Genomic DNA, 19,059 nt, shown 5'->3' on the forward strand with positions numbered 1-19,059 from the left:
GATCTCCATGTCACGCCGCACCACCCGCACCACCACGGGCACCACCACGGGCACCACCACGCGCACCGCCGCGCGCACCGCCGCGCGCACCACCACCGCGCTCCTGCTCGCGCTGCTCTGCTCGCTCGGCACGCTGTCCGTCGTGGACGCCGCGTCCGCGTCGGGCGCTGCGTCCAGCACCTCGGCCCGCGCCGAGTTCGAGCCGATCCGGCCCGGTGACACGGGGTGGCGGGTGCGCGAGCTGCAGAGCCGGCTCCACCAGCTCGGCCTGCACTCGGAGGTGATCACCAACCGGTACGACGCCGAGACCCGCGCCGGCGTGACGACCTTCCAGGCGCGGCGCGGCTGGGACACCGGCGGCGTCGTCGACGAGCGCACCTGGCTCAAGCTGGTCGGCCTCACCGCCGAGCCCACGCCGGAGGCGCTGCACAACGTCTACACACCCGGTCGACCGCTGCTGGAGAAGGGCGACCGCGGCATGCGGGTGCGTCAGGTCCAGGCTCGCCTCAAGCAGGTGCGCTGGTACGACGCGAAGGTGACCGGCCGCTACACCGGCCGGACCGTCGAGGCGGTCGAGGGGTTCCAGGCGAAGCGGAAGATCCCGGTGACCGGCCAGGTCGACCGCCGCACGCTCGACCGGCTCACGGCGATGACCCGCGAGCCCACGAGGGCCGAGCTCTTCAACATCGTGCCGCAGGGGCCGGCGCTGGACCCGCGCTGCACCACGGGCCGCGCGATGTGCGTGGACAAGTCGTCGCGCTCCCTGCGCTGGGTCGTGGACGGTGTCGTGCTGCGGACCGTCGAGGTGCGCTTCGGCTCCGACGAGCTCCCGACGCGCGAGGGCGCGTTCTCGGTCTACCGCAAGTCGCGCGACCACGTCTCGAACCTCTACGGCACCTCGATGCCGTTCGCGATGTTCTTCTCCGGCGGGCAGGCCGTGCACTACTCCCCCGACTTCGCCGCGAACGGCTACAACGGCGCGTCCCACGGCTGCGTCAACGTGCGCGACCGCGCGGGCGTGGAGTGGCTCTTCGACCACGTCAGGATCGGCGACAAGGTGATCGTCTACCGCTCCTGAGCCCGCTTCAGGCCAGGGAGAAGGCGGCGTCGATCTCGGCGCCCGCCCGGCCGCGACGGGGCAGCGCCTCCGACGGCACCTCCATCACGGGCGCAGACGGCACGACCACGACGCCGTGCTCGCGGGCCAGCTCGAGCCTGGCCGCCGGGTGATGCGCGATGCGGCCGAGGCGGAAGCCGAGCGCCGAGGCCATGCCGCTGACGGTGTGATTGACGCGCAGGTCGAGGACGAGCATCCGCATCCGCTCGCCCCACCACGGCGCGAGCGCGTCGATCTCGGCGGCGAGCTTCCTGTCCTTGCCCCTCAGCCGTGCCTCGGCGACCCGGGCGGAGTTCACCTCGAGGACCTCGACCGGGGTCTCGTGCCACGGCACGCCGTCGACCCGGCCGACCGCGAGCAGGTCCTCGAGCACCTTGGCGGTCGTGTGGTCGAGCAGGACGTGGGTCGGGTGCACGTGGGTGAGGGCCGCCTCAAGCTGGTCGGGCCGCTCGACCCATGCGAGCGTGCAGCCGGCGGTCAGTTGGGCGTCACGGGCGACGGTGGTGAAACGGTCGGTGGCCTCGCCGGTGAGGAGCACGACGTCCTCCGGCCCCAGGTCGGAGAGCATCCCCGAGCACTCGGGACGGAACAGCCAGGCCTGCGACTTCTCGCGCGGCAGGCCGAGCACGGCGCTCGACGGGGCGCCGGCGCGAGCCGAGTCGACGTACGACAGCAGGTCGGGCTGCCGCTTGCGACGCTCGAGGCCCATGCCGCGCAGCCGCTCCCAGGAGCGGTCGTCGCACTCGAAGAGCTGCGCCTCGGCCAGCGCGGCCCGGCGCAGCAGCGGAAGGCGGCTCTCGTCGTCGACGATGACCAGGCGCACCTGGATCTCGTCGAGCAGGCGGCCCACCTCGGCCGGGTCCAGGTGGTCGGGCAGGAGCAGCGGGACCGCACCCGCGACGCGGGTGGCGAGCTCGAGCTCGAGCTGGCGGATGCCGGTGGGGACGCGGATCACCACGACCTGACCGGGGTTGACGCCTGCCTCGATCATCCCGGCGGCACCGTCGATGACCCGGCGGTAGAGCTCGTTCCACGTCAGCGAAGCCCAGCCCCCGCGGCCGCCCTGCTCCCGCTGCTCGACCACGGCGACGTCCAGCGCACGCGCGCGGGCGTGGCGCTCGAGCCGGGCGAGCGGCGATTCGTGGACAGGCACTTGCGACCTCCTGCGTCGTGATGTACCCGCGCAACGTAGGACACCCCGGGTGGTCCTGTTCGCCGTTTGGCCGATCTCGCGTCGGGGCGCTGCGAGCCCCGGCGTAGGCTCCCCCTTCGTGACGACCCCCGCGTCCGGCCCGCAGCCTGGACCTGCCGCACCGCTGGTCGTGCGCACCGTCCCCGTGGACCTGGCCGACCTGCGGCTCCTCGACCTGCTCCCCGAGCACCAGCCGGTGAGCTGGCTGCGCCGGGGAGAAGGCCTCGTCGGCTGGGGCGTCGCCGCGCGCCTCGAGACCTCGGGCCCGACCCGCTTCAGCGACGCCGTGAAGTGGTGGTCGGAGACCATCGCCCGCGCCGACGTCGTCGACGCCGTGGGCGAGCCCGGGAGCGGCCCCGTCTGCTTCGGCGCCTTCGCGTTCGCCGACGAGCCCGGCGACTCCGTGCTGGTCATCCCCGAGGTCGTCGTCGGACGGCGCGGTGACCGCGCCTGGCTGACGACCGTGTCGGTGGAGGCACCCGAGCTCGAGCCCGCACCCACCCCGCGTCCCCCGGTCGGGCTGACCTTCTCCGACGGCGCTCGCAACGGCGAGGAGTGGATGTCGGTCGTCGGCGAGGCCGTCCGTCGCATCACGGCGGGCGAGCTGGAGAAGGTCGTGCTGGCGCGTGACCTGATCGCCACGACCGACGAGCCCCTCGACGTGCGTTGGCCGCTGCGCCGCCTCGCCGAGAACTACGAGATGTGCTGGACCTTCCACGTCGACGGCCTCTTCGGCGCCACCCCCGAGATGCTCGTCCGGCGCGAGCGCGGGCTGGTGACCTCCCGCGTGCTGGCCGGCACGATCCGTCGTACGGGCGACGACGAGCGCGACCTGGCGCTCGCCGCCACCCTGGCCCGCTCGTCGAAGGACCTCGAGGAGCACGAGTACGCCGTCCGGTCCGTCGCCGATGCGCTCGAGCCGCACTGCTCGTCGATGAACGTCCCCGAGGCACCGTTCGTGCTGCACCTGCCCAACGTGATGCACCTCGCGACCGACGTGAACGGCGTCGTCCACGACCTCGCCACCTCGCTCCAGCTGGCCGAGTCGCTCCACCCGTCGGCCGCCGTCGGCGGAACGCCGACCCCCGCCGCGACGGCACTCATCGAGGAGATCGAGGGCATGCCGCGCGACCGCTACGCGGGTCCGGTGGGCTGGATGGACGCCTCCGGTGACGGCGAGTGGGGCATCGCCCTGCGCTCGGCGCAGGTCACCGAGAGCGGCGTCCGCCTCTTCGCCGGCTGCGGCATCGTCGCCAGCTCCGACCCAGAGGCCGAGCTGGCGGAGTCGCAGGCCAAGTTCGTCCCGGTGCGCGACGCGCTCGAGGCCGGGTAGGGCCTACAGGTCCTCGCCCGGCTGGCGACGCTCGAACGCCTGGCCGTCGGGGAGCAGGTTGTGCATGTGCTGCTCGACCATGGCGAGGCCGATGTCGCTGTAGACGCAGTCGTGGATGCCGAGCGAGGTGGGCGCCGCCACCTCGCGCACGAAGTCGATCGCCTCGCCGACCTTGAGCCACGGCGCGCTCACCGGGGCGAGGAGCACGTCGACGGTGCGGCCGGGAGCGGTCAGCGAGTCGCCCGGGTGGTAGACGCTCGAGCCGCCCGACGACAGGACGTAGCCCGAGTTGTCGAAGCGCGGGTAGTCGGGGTGGATCACGGCGTGCTTCTCGCCGACCACCTCCACCGCGGTGCCGGCCACCTCGAGCCGGTCGCCGGGTCGTACGACGGTGACGCGCTCGGCCACGTCGGGCGCGTGCTCGCGCAGCATCCGCGCCACCGCGTCGATCGTCCAGACCGGCACGTCGAGGCCGCGCAGGTGGGGCGGGTGCACGTGGTCGGCGTGCTCGTGGGTGATCAGCACGGCGTCCGCGCCGTCGAGGGCGGAGGCGTCGGTGAAGCTCCCCGGGTCGATGACCACGGTGCCGCCCTCACCCTGGACCCGGACGCAGGCGTGGCCGAACTTGGTGATCCGCATGTGGACCAGACTAGGCGGGCCGCCTCGGCGGCGTTTCCGCGCGGAATCGTGTGACGGGTGGGGTTCGCGGTTAAGGTGATGGCGCCTCCGACGGGTGGAGTGCCCAGGGGGAAAGCCAATCGCACCCGAGACGAAGAGAGTTCACATGTCTGCACGCCGCGTGCTCGCAGGCAGCGCACTCGCGCTGATCCTGCCCGCGACCCTGCTCCTGAACGCCGAGACGGGTTCGGCCACTGACTCCGGCTCCGCGGCCCGCGCCGCGTCGACGCCGACGTCCGCCACCGCCAAGAAGGCCGGCCAGAAGATCTCGCTGGAGGTGCTGCCCGGGATCGTCCAGCCGGGCAAGCGCGCCGCCAGCGTCAACGCCGCCAAGGGTTCCGCGATCGCGACCATCAAGCCGGTCAAGGTCGGCCGCAAGGTCGTCCTCGAGCAGCAGAACGGCTCCTCGTGGAAGAAGGTCGGCACCGCCAAGCAGGAGAAGTCCGGCAAGGCCTACTTCAAGGCAGCCGTCTCCAAGGGCGGCCAGGCCCTGACCTACCGCGTCACCGCCCAGAAGCTGGGCTCGCTCAAGGCCGTCAAGAGCGACAGCGTCGACACCTCGCGCTGGCTCGTCCCGACCTTCACCGACGAGTTCAGCGGCTCGACGCTCAACCCCGTGTGGGGCATGCGCGGCCAGGACTACGAGCCGCTGAGCAAGCGCGTGTGCTCGAAGGGCGACCCGTCCGCGGTCAAGGTCGGCGGCGGCACGCTGCGCCTGAGCGTCATCAAGGACAGGTCGCGCAGCGGCAAGTGCAAGGCCGTCTCGCGCAAGCAGACCAAGAGGATCTCCTACCGCCTCAACGGCCACGTCGGCACCGATCGCGGCTTCTCCTTCCGCTACGGCGTGGCCTCGGCCCGCATCAAGATGCAGAAGCTCCAGGGCCAGCACGCCAGCTTCTGGCTGCAGCCCGTCGGCGAGAACCGTCCCGGCAGCGACGGCCACGAGATCGACGTCATCGAGTACTTCGGTGACAAGCACCCGCAGGGCGGCCTCACCAGCTTCATCCACTGGTACAAGGGCCAGCGCCTGATCAAGACCGGCTCGTGGATCAAGAACTCGACGTCGTTCCTGCAGAACAAGCGCGACGGCTGGTCGAAGAACTACCACGTGTTCTCGGTCCAGTGGACGCCGAACGTCATCATCTTCTACATCGACGGCAAGGAGACCTGGCGCACGTCGGCCCGCGTCTCGAAGGCCCAGCAGTACCTCATCCTGAGCCTGCTCGCCTCCGACTACGAGGCCCTGGAGATGTCCGACAAGAAGCTCCCGCAGCACATGTACGTCGACTGGGTGCGCGTGTGGGAGACCCCGCAGCCCTGATCGACCACAGCTGAACCACGCGATCCGCGCGTTGGCCCCGCTACGGGGCCAGCGCGCGGATCCTTTTGTCCAGCTCCGCGCGGTTGTCGCGACGCACGCGCGCCTCGATGACCTCGATGCCGCCGTTGGGCGTCGCGAGGGCCTGCTCGAGCTCGGGCAGGCTCGTGACCCGCAGGTGCGGGACCCGGGCCGCCGCGCAGAGACTGGCGAGGTCGACGCCGTGCGGGGTGCCGAAGAGCGTGTCGAAGCGGTCGGCGTACGCCGGTGCGCCCTGCTCCAGCGTGGCGAAGATCGACCCGCCGTCGTCGTTGACGACGACGATCGTCAGGTCGGGCCGCTCCTCGCGCGGGCCGAGGAAGAGGCCGGTCGTGTCGTGCAGGAAGGTCACATCGCCCATCAGGGCGATCGCGCGAGACGACCTCGGCCGGCCGAGCGCCGCGCCGATCGCCGACGAGATCGTCCCGTCGATGCCCGCCAGTCCGCGGTTGGCGATGACCTTGCGACGCCCGCCGACCTCGTAGGGCGCGACCATCACGTCGAGGTCGCGGACCGGGTTGGAGGCGCCGACGAACAGCAGGCCCTCGCGCGGCAGCGCCCGGCTGACCGCGCCTGCGACCTCGTGCGGCGTGAGGTCCGGCTCGTCGGCGAGCAGCCGGTCGAGCCGGCGGGACAGCGACAGGTCGGCGAGGTGCCACTCCTCGAGCCAGTCGGGGTCCTCCGTGGAAGCCACGGCCACGCCGTCGTACGCACTGACCTCGACCGCCACCGGGAACGGGCGGTCGGCCCACTGCCCCGGCGCCCGCACCGAGACCACCTCGACGTCGTCGCGCGCCAGCAGCCGGGACACCGGGCGCGAGAGGGTCGGGTGCCCGTAGACCACGACGCGCTCGATGCGGGTGCCCAAGTCGCTGTCGAGCAGCAGCCGGTAGGTGCGGATGACCGTGTCGCCGGTACGACATCCGCTGCTGGGCTCGGCGAGGAGCGGCCAGTTGCCGCTCTCGGCCAGCTGGCGCGCCGGCGGTCCCGCGTCGTCGCCCGCCACGACGACCGTGCGCGGTCCCAGGTCGAGCCGCAGCGGACGGCGCTCCGGACCACCGATGGCGGGCACCGCCCAAGGGGGCACCTCCCCGCTGTCCCAGTCGCCGTCGTCATCGGGCAGGAGCGGCTCGTCGAGCTGGACGTTGAGGTGGACCGGTCGGCGGAAGTCGTGCCGGCGGAGGAAGGTGAGCAGCTCGTCGAGGTCGGCCGCGTCCTGCCCGGCGCTGACGTCGAGCGTCGGCGCGAAGGAGCCGAAGAGGTCCACCTGGTCGGTGGTCTGGTTGGCGCCCGTGCCCCGCAGCCGGGCGGGCCGGTCGGCCGTCACCACGACGAGCGGGACTCCCGCGTGGGCCGCCTCCATGACCGCCGGGAGCAGGTGGGCGGCGGCGGTGCCGGAGGTGCAGACCACCGCCGCGGCGCGGCGGCTCACCTTCGCCAGCCCGAGGGCGAGGAACGCGGCGGTGCGCTCGTCGACGCGGGTGTGCAGGCGCAGGCCCGGCTCGGTGGGCGTCGACGGCCGCTGGGCGTCGTACAGCGCGAAGGAGAGCGGGGCGTTGCGCGACCCGGGGGCCAGGACGACCTCGCGCACGGCGGCGCCGCGCAGGGCCGTGACCACCGCCCGGGCGAGCTCGGTCGAGGGGTTGCTCACACCGGCTGATCCTGCCCTACGGACGCGAGGCGCCGACGCCAGTGGTCGACCCGGTCGTCCGTCGCGGCGAGCCGGGCCAGCGCGGACTCGTCGACCTCCGGCCGACCCACCGGCAGCATCCCGTCCACCGGGAGCAGGGGGTGGGCGGCGACGTCGTCGGTCAGCAGCTGGATCGTGGCGAGGCCGCAGGCGTGGTGGAGCTCCGGCAGCGCGGCCGCGAGGGCCACGCCGGCGGCGATCCCGACGCTGGACTCGACCGCGCTCGAGACCACGACGGGCAGGCCGATGTCCTCGGCGATCCGCAGGCACGCGCGCACGCCGCCGAGCGGCTGCACCTTGAGCACCGCGACGTCGGCGGCCTCGAGGTCCCGCACGAGGTAGGGATCCTCGGCCCGGCGGATCGACTCGTCGGCCGCGATCGGCACGTCCACGCGACGTCGTACGACGGCGAGGTCCTCCACCGCCATGACGGGCTGCTCGACGTACTCCAGGCCGCCCGCGGCCCGGTCGATGGCGGCGATGGCGCGGACGGCCTCGTCGACGTCCCACGCGCCGTTGGCGTCGACCCGGATGAGGCCGTCCGGACCGAGCGCGTCGCGCACGGCCTCGACGCGGGCGAGGTCGTCGGCGAGCGCCTGGCCCTTCTCGGCCACCTTCACCTTGGCGGTGCGGCAGCCGCCGGCGACGACGATCGCGTGCGCCCGCTCGGGGTCGGTGGCCGGCACGGTGACGTTGACCGGGACCTCGCTGCGCAGCGGCTCGGGCCAGCCGGCGTCCGCTGCCTCGCGGGCGCAGGCCAACCACGGGCGCGCCACCTCGTCGTCGTACTCCAGGAAGGGCGACCACTCCCCCCAGCCCGCGTCGCCGCGCAGCAGCACGCCCTCGCGGACGGTGATGCCGCGGAAGCGCGTGTGGAGCGGGATCGAGAAGACGGACAGCGGGGGCGACGCGTCGGGCATCAGAGCCCGGCCTGCAGGGCCTGGCGGTCGACCTTGCCGTTGGGCAGGGTCGGGAGGGCGGAGACGCGGACGAACTCGCGCGGCGCCCACGAGCGCGGGTGGACCGCGCTGACCCAGTCGCGCAGCTCGGCGTCGTTGGCGGTGCCGACGACGACCGCGACGAGCTTCTGGCCCCACTCGGGGTCGGGCACGCCGAAGACCTCGGCCTGCTCGACCTGGAGGTTCTCGCGGAGCCGCTCGGCCACGAGGGCGAGCGGGATCTTGACCCCACCGCTGATCACCACGTCGTCGATGCGGCCGACGACCTGCAGCCGGCCGTCGTCGTCGAAGCGGCCCTGGTCGGCGGTGAGGAACCAGCCGTCCTCGACCGACTCCGCCGTCAGCTCGGGGTCGGACTCGTAGTGGCTGAAGAGGGTGGGGCCGGCGATCCGGATGCGGTCGTTGTCACCGAGGCTGACGCCGACCCCGTCGAGCGGGACACCGTCGTAGACGCAGCCGCCCGCGGTCTCCGACGAGCCGTAGGTGGAGACGATCCGGACGCCCGCGTCCTCGGCCTGCCGGCGGTGGTCGCGGTCGAGGCCGGCGCCGCCGACCAGCACGGTGTGGCAGTGGGCGAGCGAGGCGAGCTGCTCGGGGTTGGCGAGGATGCGGTGCAGCTGGGTCGGCACCAGTGACACGAACGCCGGCGTGGCGCTGTGGTCGGACGCCGCCGCGCGGCCGACGTCGAGACCATCCACGATGATCGGCTCGTGGCCGGCGACGAGCGAGCGCACGATCACCTGCACTCCGGCGACGTACGACGACGGCAGCGCGAGCAGCCACCGACCGGACTCGCCCAGTCGCCGGGCCGACGCCTCGACGCTGGCGAGCACCGCGCGACGCGGCAGCACCACGCGCTTCGGCCTGCCGGTGGAGCCGGACGTCTCGATCAGCAGCGGGTCTGGGTTGTCGGCCTCGAGCCACCGCGACAGCTGCCTGATCGCGACCGAGGGCTCGTCCGAGGGCCGGAGGAAGCTCACGCGCACAACGCTAGTGGCTCTGCGACCATGTCGGCGATGGAAACGACCGACCCACAGGCCCGGCACGGGTCCGCGGCCTGACATGCGTACGACGGTGCGCATCGGGACGTGGAACCTCGAGGGTCGGTGGACGGAGCGGCACGCGACCTTCGTCGATGCTCTCGACTGCGACGTGCTCCTGCTGACGGAGGTGTCGGAGCGCGTCGACCTGCCGAGGTACGACGTCCACCTCGGCGAGGTGATGAGCCCCCGCCGCCGCTGGGCCGCCGTGGCATCGCGAACCGGGCTGTCGTCGACCGGCGTTCCCCACGGCGCGTCGGCCTCAGCGGTGACAGCGGGCCTGCAGGTCTGCTCGTCCGTGCTCCCCTGGCGTGGCTGCGGAGGCGCGGCGCCCTGGGAAGGGACGAACACCGCCGCGCGGACTGCGCACGCCACGGCGGCCGTTGCCGTCGCTCGCCCAGACATCTGGGGCGGCGACTGGAACCACAGCCTCTCGGGACAGGAGTGGGCTGGGTCGAAGGCTGGTCGAGCCCTCATCCTGGCGACCGTGGCCGACCTCGGGCTCCAGGTCCCGACCGAGTCCCTGCCCCACCGGCTCGACGGGGTGCTGAGCATCGACCACATCGCCGTACCCGACGACTGGGAGGTCTCGTCTGCCACCCGCGTCGACGCGACAGGACTCTCCGACCACGACGCCTACGTCGTCGAGACGACCCCGGTCCCACCCGGCCCGGCGTCATAGGCTCGCCCCATGAGTGCGTACTGGATCTGCGTCTACAAGGCCGTGCACGACCAGGAGAAGGTGTCGGCCTACGCCGAGCTCGCCGGTCCCGCGATCGCCGCCGGCGGTGGCCGCTTCCTCGCCCGGGGCAACCCCGAGGCGACGTTCGAGCAGGCCGAGCCCACCCGCACGGTGGTGATCGAGTTCCCGTCGGTCGAGGCTGCCGTGGCCACGCACGACAGCGAGGCCTACCAGGAAGCCCTGCGGGCGCTGGGCGACGGCGCCGACCGCGACCTGCGCGTCGTGCCCGGCTACGAGGGCTGACGTGGCCGACTGGCGTGCGCAGACCGTCGACACGGTCCGGGGCCTGATCCTCCGGGCCGAGCCGGACGCCACCGAGGACGTGAAGTGGCGCAAGGCGTCCAACCCCGACGGCGTACCGACGTTCTCCGCCGACGGCCTCATCTGCACGGTCGAGACCTACAAGGACAAGGTGAAGGTCACCTTCGCCAAGGGGGCGTCCCTCGACGACCCCACCGGCATCTTCAACGCCAGCCTCGACGCCGGCACCCGTCGTGCGGTCGACATCCACGAGGGCGACGAGATCGACGAGGACGCGTTCGTGGCACTGGTCCGCGAGGCGGTCGCGACGAACCGGGGCTAGTCCGGGACGTCGAGCACCAGCCGCTGGCCGCCGTCGGCCAGCTCACGACAGATGTCGAGGTGGCCGGCGTGCGTGCTCGTCTCGACCAGCACGTGCAGCAGGACCTCGCGAAGGTTGGAGTACGGCGGTGCGCCGGCTCCCTCGAACCACCAGGCCGGTGACTGGTCGAGCGGCAGGTCGGCGATCGCGTCGTCCGCCAGTCCGCACTCCCGGCGATAGGCCTCGAGCACGTCACCGTCGCTGACGTCAGCGGGCGCTTCCCACCCCTCGTAACCCTCCGGGATGTCGACCTGCTGACCGCCCATCACCGCGCGCAGCCACACACGCTCGACGTCGTGCGTCAGGTGGTGCACCAGGCCGAGCGGTGTCCATCCAGATGGGACGCACGAGCTCCGGCGGGCCTCCGGAGACATGGCTTCGACCTGCTGGACCACGTGCCGTCGCTTGCTGTCGAGCCAGGAGAGCAGGTCGTCGCGAGTGATCTGGTCGTTGCTCACCACTCCAGCACATCACGCCGAAGCCGAGGCGCGCCTGCGGCCCGATCACCGGAAGGGTGTCGGGCGCTGGGCGGTCAGGGTCGTCGGTGGGGCAGCGGTTTTCGGGGTGGCGGGGCCGGCCTCGGGGTCCGTGGATCGGTCGTCACCGTGACGCCGGTCGGCAGGGTCCACCGGTAGGACCCGTCGGGGAGTCGTCGATAGCTGAAGCGGCCGAAGGTCTTGGCGCGATGGTGCTTGCGGCACAACGGGGCCAGGTTGCCGGGATGGGTCTGGCCGGGCGGCCCACCTCGATCGATGGGCACGTAGGGACCGATGTGGTCGAGGTCGCAGGCCTCGGCCGGTTGTCCGCAGCGGGGATAGACGCAGGTCTGGTCGCGGTGCCGGACCATGGCTGCCATCCGGGCGGGTGGGTCGTGCTGGTCGACCGGCGGATGGGCATCCGGGTCGAGGTCGACGACCGGGGTGATGGTCACGCTGCCCGCGGCCAGGAGCCACGACCTCAGTCGTCCGACGAGGACCGGACCAAGCCGGGGCGATCGGGCCACTCCCTGCGGGTCGTCGAGGAGGTCGCGGTCGGAGACGTGGAAGACCAGTTCGACCTCGCCCACCGGCGTCTCGTCGTGAGCAGTGGTGGGTCGTCGGAACGGGTTGGCGCGCTCGTGCGCGAGGTCCTCGGCGGCGCACGCCGACTCGCTGTCCGGGCCCGACGTCGCGCCGGCGAGGAGGTCGAGCGCGGCCTGGGAGTCTGCCAGCAGCCCGACGGCGTGGGCACGTCGTACGTCGAGGCTGCCCGGATGACCGAGCGTCCCGATGGCGCCCGCCATCGTGGACACGGTGTGGTCGAACGCGATGGCATCGGCCTCGTCGAGGACCATGAACACCTCCCCCGTGCCTGGTGCGCCCACATCGGGGCCGAGACGCACGTCGACCTTCCGGGACGCGAGTGCCGAGTCGTGGTCGGCGAGCGCCCGGTCAGGGTCGGAGTAGAGCCGGGCCTCATGGACCAGCACCCCGACCCGGTGCGGGTTGAGCCGGCGGGGCTGCCACACCAGCAGGCGGTCCGCGTGTGCCGCGGCGTCCACGTCTAGGTCGCGGGAGGCACGGGCTGCCTCCCGGCCGAGGTGCACGGGCACCCGTCCCGACCGCACCAGTCCCCACAGGCGAGGCAACCGGTGTGCGAGGTCGAGGACGTCGCCCACCAGAGCGAGCGTCGCCTCGTGGGACAGGTCCAACGCGGCGGCCAGCTCCTGGATGCAGAACTCCGCCACCAGCGGCGCACCCGTGCCCGCGATCGGGATGGCCCGCTCCCCGAACATCGCCTCCGCGTAGGACCCCGGCGCAGGGATGCCCTCCCCGCGCCAGCCCGCCGCGTCGGCATGGGCATCGGCGGGGTGGGCGTGCGCCCACTCGAACACCGACTCCAGCACCTCGACCTCGGCCTGGCGCCGTACGGACAGCGCGGTCCGCGCACGGTCCAGCACCAACCGGGTGTCGGCCCCGGCGCTGCGGTCGAGAGTGGTGGTGGACATGGGTCCATCGTCCCAGAGGCCACCGACACTCTGACCTGCGCGTGGGCGGATGTGGAGAACTATTTTCGAACAAGTGTCCATCGCACACGCGATCTCGGTGGTCTCGATGCGCCTCCGCTCGTTGCTCGCTCCAGGTGCCCGACCAGCGAGACCCTCCGGCTGCTCGAGCCAGGAGGGAGAGGTCACACGATCGCGTCCGAAAATGGCAGGCGAGCGTCCGACCCGAGACGGAGAATGGTCGACGATGCTCACCGCTCTCAAGAACTACGCCACGCCCCCGTCCTCACTCGCCGGGCGGCTGTCACTGCAGTCACTCATCTTCGCCTCCGGCGACGGCGCCTTCATCGCCGGCTCGGCGGTGTACTTCACCCTCGTGGTGGGCCTGTCTCTGGGAGAGGTGGGCATCGGTCTCACCATCGCGGCGATCGCCAGCTTCGTCGTGGCGATCCCGATGGGAAAGCTGGTCGACCACTACGGCCCCAAGCGCATGTGGGCACTCGGCGCGGTGATCCAGGGCGCCCTGTTCCTGGCGTGGCCCTTCGTCGACGGCTTCCCCCAGTACGTCGCCCTCGCGGTGTCCATGGAGGTCGTCGGCACCCTCAGCGGCACCGGCCACGGCGCCTACGTCATCGACGTCCTCCCGCCGGCCGAGCGCGTGGAGTCGCGGGCCTACATGTACTCCGCCCTCAACGTGGGGTTCAGCATCGGCGCCTTCCTCAGCGGTGGCGCGATCGCCTTCGGCACCGACGTGCTCCGCTGGGCGCCCGTGCTGAGCGCGCTGCTCTTCCTGGCCAACAGCGCCTGGATCCTCCGTCTGCCGGACGCGACGCACGACGTCCGCAGCAGTGAGCCGCGCGTGAAGCCCGAGGGCATCCCGGCCATCCGCAACCGCGCATGGATCGCGGTCACGACCTTCACCGGGGTCATGTGGACCAACCAGGTGCTGCTGCACACGGTGATCCCTGTGTGGCTGGTGACCGAGACCGACGCTCCGAAGGTCCTCGTCGCGATCCTCTTCGGCACCAACACGGTCATGTGCATCGTGCTGCCCCGACTTGCGTCGAGGGGCATCCACGACGTCGGCACCGCGCTGCGTGCCGTGCGGTTCTCCACGTTCTTCTTCGTGCTGACCTGTCTGATCACGTTGGCGACCCACCAGACCGTGGGCTGGCTGACCATCGTCATGTTCTTCCTCGGCCACGTGGTCCTCACCTGGGCGGAGCTCTTCCTCTCCGCGTCGGGTTGGACTCTCGAGGCCGAGCTGATGGACCCGCGCCGACGCGGCGACTACCAGGGTGTCGCCGAGCTCGGCGGCACTCTCGGCAGGTTCTGGGCACCGGCGGTCTACGGCTTCCTCGCCATGCAGTGGGGCACCTTCGGCTGGCTCACGATCGCGGCCATCGTCGTGGCCGCGGCGACCGGCCTGCACGCCTCCGCCCACGCCGCCCGGCGCTACCTCGAGCAGCACGTGCCGCCCGACGTGCTCGCGGACGCCAGGGCCGGTGCGCCCAGCACCGAGGCCGAGGCAGCCGGCGGGCCGCCCTCGATGCTCGACCACGACGGCACGCTGCCAGAATCCACCGGTGACCTCATCCGCTGACTGGATCGCCGGCGCCCGGCCGCGCACCCTCCCCGCTGCCGTCGCACCCGTCCTCGCCGGCACCGGCGTCGCGGCCCACGTCGACGACGCCGTGTGGTGGAAGGCACTGCTCGCCCTCGTGGTGAGCCTCGCCCTGCAGGTGGGCGTCAACTACGCCAACGACTACTCCGACGGCATCCGGGGCACCGACGCCGACCGGGTGGGACCGATGCGCCTCGTCGGCTCCCGTACGGCGACCCCGCGGGCCGTCAAGACCGCGGCCTTCGCCGCCTTCGGGGTCGCCGCGGTCGCCGGCCTGGTGCTCGCCGCGACCACCGCCTGGTGGCTCGTCGCGGTCGGCGCGGTCTGCGTCGTCGCGGCGTGGTTCTACACCGGGGGCGAGAAGCCCTACGGCTACCTCGGCCTCGGCGAGGTCATGGTGTTCGTCTTCTTCGGCCTCGTCGCGGTCGTCGGGACGACTTACGTCCAGACCGAGCGGTGGGAGTGGGCGGCGCTCTACGCCGGCATCGGCATCGGCTCGCTGGCCTGCGCGATCCTCGTCGCCAACAACCTGCGCGACATCCCCACCGACACCGTCGCCGGCAAGCGCACGCTGGCCGTCCGGCTGGGCGACGAGCGCACCCGCTACCTCTACGCCTTCCTCGTCCTGGTCGCCGCCGCAGCGGTGGTCGCGGTGGCGGCAGCCACCACGTGGTGGGCGCTGCTCGGACTGGTCTTCCTCGCCCGCGCCGCGGCGCCGACCAAGGCCGTGCTCGGCGGCGCCGCCGGCCCGGCGCTGATCCCGGTCCTCGCGGCGTCCGGGGCGTCAGAGCTCGCGTGGTCGGTCCTCGTGGCCCTCCCCCTGTTCGTGCGCTGACACTTCCGCCAATCCCCGGAGGCCGTCGAACGGACATGGGATCCTCGAGCCATCGCGACGTCACTGCCGAGGTGCGGGCTTCGGGCCTGGCCCAGGGGCACGGGCGGTCGCTGGTCGCGGCTGCGCTGAGTCGAAAAGCCGTGGCCCGACCCGCACCCGGGTCACTAGCGTCGCGCGGGTGGACTACGACTTCGCGCACCTCGACCTCCACGACGACTCCGAGGAGGCCGTGGCACGCCGTCGCGGGTGGGTCGGCGCGGTGCTGCGCGGGTTCCGCGATCCTCGCCCGGACGACGAGCTGGTCGACAAGTGGGTCGCCCACTACCGCGCCGACGAGGTCGACGTCAGCGGCGCCTGGCTCCCCGAGGGCGAGTTCGGCGCCGGCCCCATGCCGGTGGCGACCTACGCCAGCCTCGACAAGACGCTCAACGCCGGCCGCGAGCTCCTTCCCCTGCGGATGATCACCGACGTCACGACCAGCGCCAGCCACCGTCGTCAGGGGCTGCTGCGCCGACTGATCGAGGACGACCTCGCCGACGCCGTGGCGACGGGCGTCCCGATGGCAGCGCTCACGGCGTCGGAGGCGACGATCTACGGCCGCTGGGGCTTCGGGCCGGCCACCTTCCGCGTGGGCGTCGAGGTCGACGCCTCCCCCGGCTTCGCGTTCCGCGACTTCACCGACCCGGGCCGTGTCGAGCTGGTCGAGCCGGCCGACGCCTGGCCGCACGTCAAGGCGGTCTTCGACACCTTCCACCGCCGCCAGCGCGGGTCCGTCGAGTGGCCCGCGCAGTACGAGGACATCCACAGCGGGTCCTACGACTTCAATGACGGCGGACCGAACAAGAAGATCCGCGCGGCCGTCCACCTCGACGGCACCAGGCAGGTCGACGGGTTCGTGATCTTCAAGCACGGCGAGGACTACTCCGTCCGCGTCGAGGAGATGATCGCGCTCACCACCGACGCCCAGCTCGGCCTCTGGTCGTTCCTCGCGAGCATGGACCGGATCAAGAAGGTCACCTTCAACCTGTTCCATCCTGACGACCCGCTGCCCTGGGCGCTCACCGACCTCAACCGCGTGAAGACGACCGAGGTGGAGGAGTTCCTCTGGCTGCGCGTCCTCGACGTCCCGCGCTGCCTGGCTGCCCGGCCCTGGGCGGCCGACGGCACGGTCGTGCTCGGCGTCGACGACCCGCACGGCCACGCCGCCGGACGGTTCGAGGTCACCACGTCCGACGGGGTCGCCACGGTCGCCGCCACGGACCGACCCGCGGAGGTGGAGGTCAGCGCGGAGACCCTCGGCTCGCTCTACCTCTCCGCCGTCCCGGCCCTGCACCTGCACCGCGCCGGTCGGGTCAGGGGTGACGACGAGGCCGTACGCCGGTTCGCGGCGATGGCCGACCTCAGCGAGGCGCCGTACAGCCTCACGGGGTTCTGAGCAGGGCCTCGAGCCGCTCCACCTCGCGTGCCGTCACGTCGGACGGAGCCGCCGGCGCATCGACCTCGACCGCCCCACCGGAGAGGCGCCACGTGCCTCGGACGACAGCGTCGACCAGGACCGGGTTCGCGCCGCGCGTCATCGACGTGCGGCACTCGGCCGGCACGACCCACTCGTCCTTCGTACCCGGTCCCATCACCCAGTCGTCCTTGCCGGGCAGCAGCACCACCGACGACTCCGGGCGTACGTCGACCAGCCCGGGCAGGTCATCGGCCAGCACCCACCGGGTCTCGCCGTCGACGTCGACCTCCGCGAGGCTCTCGTCGACCTCCGCCCACCAGCGAGCCAGCCGCGCACGACCGGCGCTGAGCCCGCCACCGAGCCAGTGGTCCAGGTGTTCGCGGGTGCACGGCCCGTAGGTGCCGACGTACTCCAGCACGGTCTGCGGGCCCGCCTCGTCGAGCGGTGGGATGCCGGCCCACGCCGACGCAGCCGCCGGGCTCTGCAGGGTGAGGCCGACGGACTGGTCGGGGCCGAGCACCACGTCGCCCTGCCAGCACAGCGGCTTGATGAGGGTGACGTTGGGTTCCGCGAACTCCCGCGCCAGGTGGTCGAACCGTGTACCGGTGACGGCGTCGGCGATCTCCTGCGGTGGAACGGGTCCGTTGGCCACGACCTCCCGGACGAGGGCGCGCAGCTCCGGCCAGTCGTCGGGCTCGAGCCGGTAGTGGTCCACCCAGCTCCTGAGGGCCCACTGCCGTCCCGCGGACCGGACGGCCAGGTAGGCGCCCGCGGTCTCCGGCGCCATCACCTGCACCGATCCGCGGAACGAGAAGGTGCGCACCAGGCGTCCGTCGGCCAGTGCGCGCTGAACCTCCCCGGGTTCGCCGGGCTCGTCGAGCCGCCGACGGACGGCGAGGTCGGGGTCGCTGGCGAACACCGAGACCGCCGCCAACGTGCGAACCACCTCGACGACCGAGGCGGCTCCCACGGTCAGGTGCTGGCGCTGCAGGCGCCACGTGAGCGCCTGCTGGCGGGTGACCTCGGGGACGCGCACGGTCGCCTCAGTCGACGTCCTCGCGCGACCTGCGCTCCTCGAAGGCGGCGGACGCCCTGGCGGCCCGGGTCTCGACGCGCTCGGCGAAGGCCCGGCGCTGACGGTCGAGGATGAAGAACGAGCCGACGCCGGAGATCAGGAAGCCCAGCACGACGGCCCAGAACAGGTTGTAGGACCCGTCGGAGAACAGCGCCATGACGCCAACGACGATGCCGAACGACGCGAGGAACAGCACGATCCGCAACGCGGTGTAGACGACGAACTCCTTCACGCCACCAGCCTAGGACGGCGTGGCTACATTGGAGCAATGCTGAAGGTGCTGCTCGTGGTCGCGCTGATCGCGGTCGTGGTGTGGGTGCTGGTCAAGCTGATGCTGCGCCGCCTCGACGGCGGCGGCGGAGAAGGCGGCTCACGCCCGCGGACCCTCGGCCCCGACGACGACCCGGACTTCCTGCGCGGGCTCGACCGGAAGCCGAAGCCCGGCCCCAAGCCCGACGACGACTGACGGCTCGACCGTCCGCTCGACAGCGGCTCCCTCGGCGTAGGAGTGCTGGCTCGTCGTGCTGAAGAAGTTGATGCCGATGAAGTTGAACCACAGCGTCGCGGCACCGACGAGCGCCAGGATCGCGGCGTTGCGACCGCGCCACCCGGCGGTCGCGCGGGCGTGGAGGTAGGCGGCGTAGACCACCCAGGTGATGAAGGCCCACACCTCCTTGGGGTCCCAGTTCCAGTACGACGACCACGCCTGGTGCGCCCAGATGGGGCCGGAGATCAGCACGCCGAAGGTCCACACCGGGAAGCCGAAGGCGTGCATCCGGTAGGCGATGCGGTCGAGCGCGGGCAGCTCGGGCAGGCGGGCGAGGTAGCCCGTCTCCTTGGTCGAGCGGGCCTTCAGCAGGTAGAGCACCGAGGTGATCCCGCCGAGGGTGAAGGCACCGGTCGCGATGCACGCGGCCACGACGTGGATGACGAGCCAGTAGGACTCCAGGGCCTCGGTCAGCGGGGCCACGGGCTCGTAGAGCCAGAGCACGTCGGCCAGCAGGACGCAGAGCACGAAGCCGACGACGATGGGGCCGAGCCAGGCGAGCCGCCAGCGGCTCGTGGTCGCGAGGAAGAGCGCCACGACGACGAAGGTGCCGGTCAGCGTGAACTCGTACATGTTGCCCCACGGCACCCGGTTGGGGTCCGCGGCCATGCCACGCCCGAGCAGGGCGATGAAGTGGGCCAGGGCGCCGATGGCGACCAGCAGGACGCCGAGGCGGCCGGCCATCTCCGTGCGGTGCGCCTTCTCCTCCGGCACCGCGGGGACGTCCTCCACCATGGTGGCGGCGGCGCCGGCGCCCCCACCACCCACAACGGCGCGCAGTATTACCCGCAAAACGCGGAGATCGGCC

20 protein-coding genes are annotated in these 19,059 nt (G+C 72.2%); 10 read left to right on the forward strand and 10 right to left on the reverse strand.

Annotated elements, in window-relative coordinates:
* Positions 1-7: 7 nt before the first annotated feature.
* Entirely contained in the window at positions 8-1,078 is a 1,071-nt protein-coding gene (locus L2K70_RS20500; RefSeq protein WP_236405261.1) for a L,D-transpeptidase family protein, read from the forward strand.
* 7 nt (positions 1,079-1,085) lie between these two features.
* Here L2K70_RS20500 and L2K70_RS20505 read toward each other — a convergent pair whose 3' ends face one another.
* Positions 1,086-2,270, reverse strand: coding sequence for an AMP-binding protein (locus L2K70_RS20505; RefSeq protein WP_236405263.1), 1,185 nt, complete (start codon positions 2,268-2,270; stop codon positions 1,086-1,088).
* Positions 2,271-2,388: 118 nt separating this feature from the next.
* Between L2K70_RS20505 and L2K70_RS20510 the strand changes: the two genes are divergently transcribed.
* Entirely contained in the window at positions 2,389-3,642 is a 1,254-nt protein-coding gene (locus L2K70_RS20510) for an isochorismate synthase (protein ID WP_236405265.1), read from the forward strand.
* 3 nt (positions 3,643-3,645) lie between these two features.
* On the opposite strand, the gene L2K70_RS20515 is transcribed toward L2K70_RS20510, so the two are convergent.
* The gene (locus tag L2K70_RS20515) at positions 3,646-4,281 is read right to left on the reverse strand and encodes an MBL fold metallo-hydrolase (protein WP_236405266.1); all 636 of its coding nucleotides are present in this window, start codon (positions 4,279-4,281) and stop codon (positions 3,646-3,648) included.
* Between the two features lie 145 nt (positions 4,282-4,426).
* Between L2K70_RS20515 and L2K70_RS20520 the strand changes: the two genes are divergently transcribed.
* The gene (locus tag L2K70_RS20520) at positions 4,427-5,641 is read left to right on the forward strand and encodes a glycoside hydrolase family 16 protein (RefSeq protein WP_236405269.1); all 1,215 of its coding nucleotides are present in this window, start codon (positions 4,427-4,429) and stop codon (positions 5,639-5,641) included.
* Positions 5,642-5,681: 40 nt separating this feature from the next.
* On the opposite strand, the gene menD is transcribed toward L2K70_RS20520, so the two are convergent.
* The 3 genes from menD to L2K70_RS20535 are packed head-to-tail and all read right to left on the reverse strand — an operon-like array spanning position 5,682 to position 9,306.
* Complete coding sequence (gene menD, locus L2K70_RS20525; protein WP_236405271.1) at positions 5,682-7,328, reverse strand: 2-succinyl-5-enolpyruvyl-6-hydroxy-3-cyclohexene-1-carboxylic-acid synthase; 1,647 nt, start codon at positions 7,326-7,328, stop codon at positions 5,682-5,684.
* A complete protein-coding gene (locus L2K70_RS20530; protein ID WP_236405272.1) occupies positions 7,325-8,287 on the reverse strand; it encodes an o-succinylbenzoate synthase in 963 nt (320 codons plus the stop codon). Before L2K70_RS20530 ends, menD begins: the two co-directional genes overlap by 4 nt.
* The gene (locus tag L2K70_RS20535) at positions 8,287-9,306 is read right to left on the reverse strand and encodes an AMP-binding protein (protein ID WP_236405274.1); all 1,020 of its coding nucleotides are present in this window, start codon (positions 9,304-9,306) and stop codon (positions 8,287-8,289) included. The genes L2K70_RS20530 and L2K70_RS20535 overlap by 1 nt, the downstream gene beginning before the upstream one ends.
* An 82-nt stretch (positions 9,307-9,388) precedes the next feature.
* Here L2K70_RS20535 and L2K70_RS20540 point away from each other — a divergent pair, with 82 nt between their 5' ends.
* Genes L2K70_RS20540 through L2K70_RS20550 form a run of 3 tightly spaced genes read left to right on the forward strand, consistent with a single transcriptional unit; the run spans position 9,389 to position 10,691 of the window.
* Entirely contained in the window at positions 9,389-10,048 is a 660-nt protein-coding gene (locus tag L2K70_RS20540; protein ID WP_236405276.1) for an endonuclease/exonuclease/phosphatase family protein, read from the forward strand.
* A 9-nt stretch (positions 10,049-10,057) separates the two neighbouring features.
* Positions 10,058-10,351, forward strand: coding sequence for a DUF1330 domain-containing protein (locus L2K70_RS20545; RefSeq protein ID WP_236405278.1), 294 nt, complete (start codon positions 10,058-10,060; stop codon positions 10,349-10,351).
* Between the two features lies 1 nt (position 10,352).
* Positions 10,353-10,691, forward strand: a complete 339-nt coding sequence (locus tag L2K70_RS20550) for a DUF1801 domain-containing protein (RefSeq protein WP_236405281.1) — start codon at positions 10,353-10,355, stop codon at positions 10,689-10,691.
* Here the strand turns inward: L2K70_RS20550 and L2K70_RS20555 are convergent.
* A complete protein-coding gene (locus L2K70_RS20555; protein WP_236405282.1) occupies positions 10,688-11,188 on the reverse strand; it encodes a DinB family protein in 501 nt (166 codons plus the stop codon). The genes L2K70_RS20550 and L2K70_RS20555 overlap by 4 nt on opposite strands.
* Positions 11,189-11,262: 74 nt before the next feature.
* Positions 11,263-12,717: an HNH endonuclease signature motif containing protein gene (locus tag L2K70_RS20560; RefSeq protein WP_236405284.1), complete on the reverse strand. Its 1,455-nt coding sequence runs from the start codon at positions 12,715-12,717 to the stop codon at positions 11,263-11,265.
* A 244-nt stretch (positions 12,718-12,961) separates the two neighbouring features.
* Between L2K70_RS20560 and L2K70_RS20565 the strand changes: the two genes are divergently transcribed.
* From L2K70_RS20565 to L2K70_RS20575, 3 genes are all read left to right on the forward strand, one after another.
* Entirely contained in the window at positions 12,962-14,317 is a 1,356-nt protein-coding gene (locus tag L2K70_RS20565) for an MFS transporter (RefSeq protein ID WP_236405286.1), read from the forward strand.
* Positions 14,301-15,173 (forward strand): 1,4-dihydroxy-2-naphthoate polyprenyltransferase, encoded by an 873-nt coding sequence (locus L2K70_RS20570; RefSeq protein ID WP_236405288.1) that lies wholly within the window; start codon positions 14,301-14,303, stop codon positions 15,171-15,173. Before L2K70_RS20565 ends, L2K70_RS20570 begins: the two co-directional genes overlap by 17 nt.
* A gap of 178 nt (positions 15,174-15,351) precedes the next feature.
* Positions 15,352-16,608 (forward strand): GNAT family N-acetyltransferase, encoded by a 1,257-nt coding sequence (locus tag L2K70_RS20575; protein ID WP_236405289.1) that lies wholly within the window; start codon positions 15,352-15,354, stop codon positions 16,606-16,608.
* On the opposite strand, the gene L2K70_RS20580 is transcribed toward L2K70_RS20575, so the two are convergent.
* Both L2K70_RS20580 and L2K70_RS20585 read right to left on the reverse strand, forming a co-directional pair.
* A complete protein-coding gene (locus L2K70_RS20580) occupies positions 16,595-17,665 on the reverse strand; it encodes a DNA glycosylase AlkZ-like family protein (RefSeq protein ID WP_236405291.1) in 1,071 nt (356 codons plus the stop codon). The two genes, L2K70_RS20575 and L2K70_RS20580, sit on opposite strands and share 14 nt — an antisense overlap.
* A gap of 7 nt (positions 17,666-17,672) precedes the next feature.
* The gene (locus L2K70_RS20585) at positions 17,673-17,936 is read right to left on the reverse strand and encodes a DUF4229 domain-containing protein (protein ID WP_236405293.1); all 264 of its coding nucleotides are present in this window, start codon (positions 17,934-17,936) and stop codon (positions 17,673-17,675) included.
* 36 nt (positions 17,937-17,972) lie between these two features.
* Between L2K70_RS20585 and L2K70_RS20590 the strand changes: the two genes are divergently transcribed.
* The gene (locus L2K70_RS20590; RefSeq protein ID WP_236405295.1) at positions 17,973-18,170 is read left to right on the forward strand and encodes a hypothetical protein; all 198 of its coding nucleotides are present in this window, start codon (positions 17,973-17,975) and stop codon (positions 18,168-18,170) included.
* Here the strand turns inward: L2K70_RS20590 and ccsB are convergent.
* Positions 18,075-19,059 (reverse strand): c-type cytochrome biogenesis protein CcsB (gene ccsB, locus L2K70_RS20595; protein WP_236405297.1); only part of this gene is annotated, 985 nt, incomplete at its 5' end. The two genes, L2K70_RS20590 and ccsB, sit on opposite strands and share 96 nt — an antisense overlap.

It is taken from the genome of Nocardioides potassii, assembly GCF_021648885.1.
Taxonomy (GTDB): Bacteria; Actinomycetota; Actinomycetes; order Propionibacteriales; family Nocardioidaceae; genus Nocardioides; species Nocardioides potassii.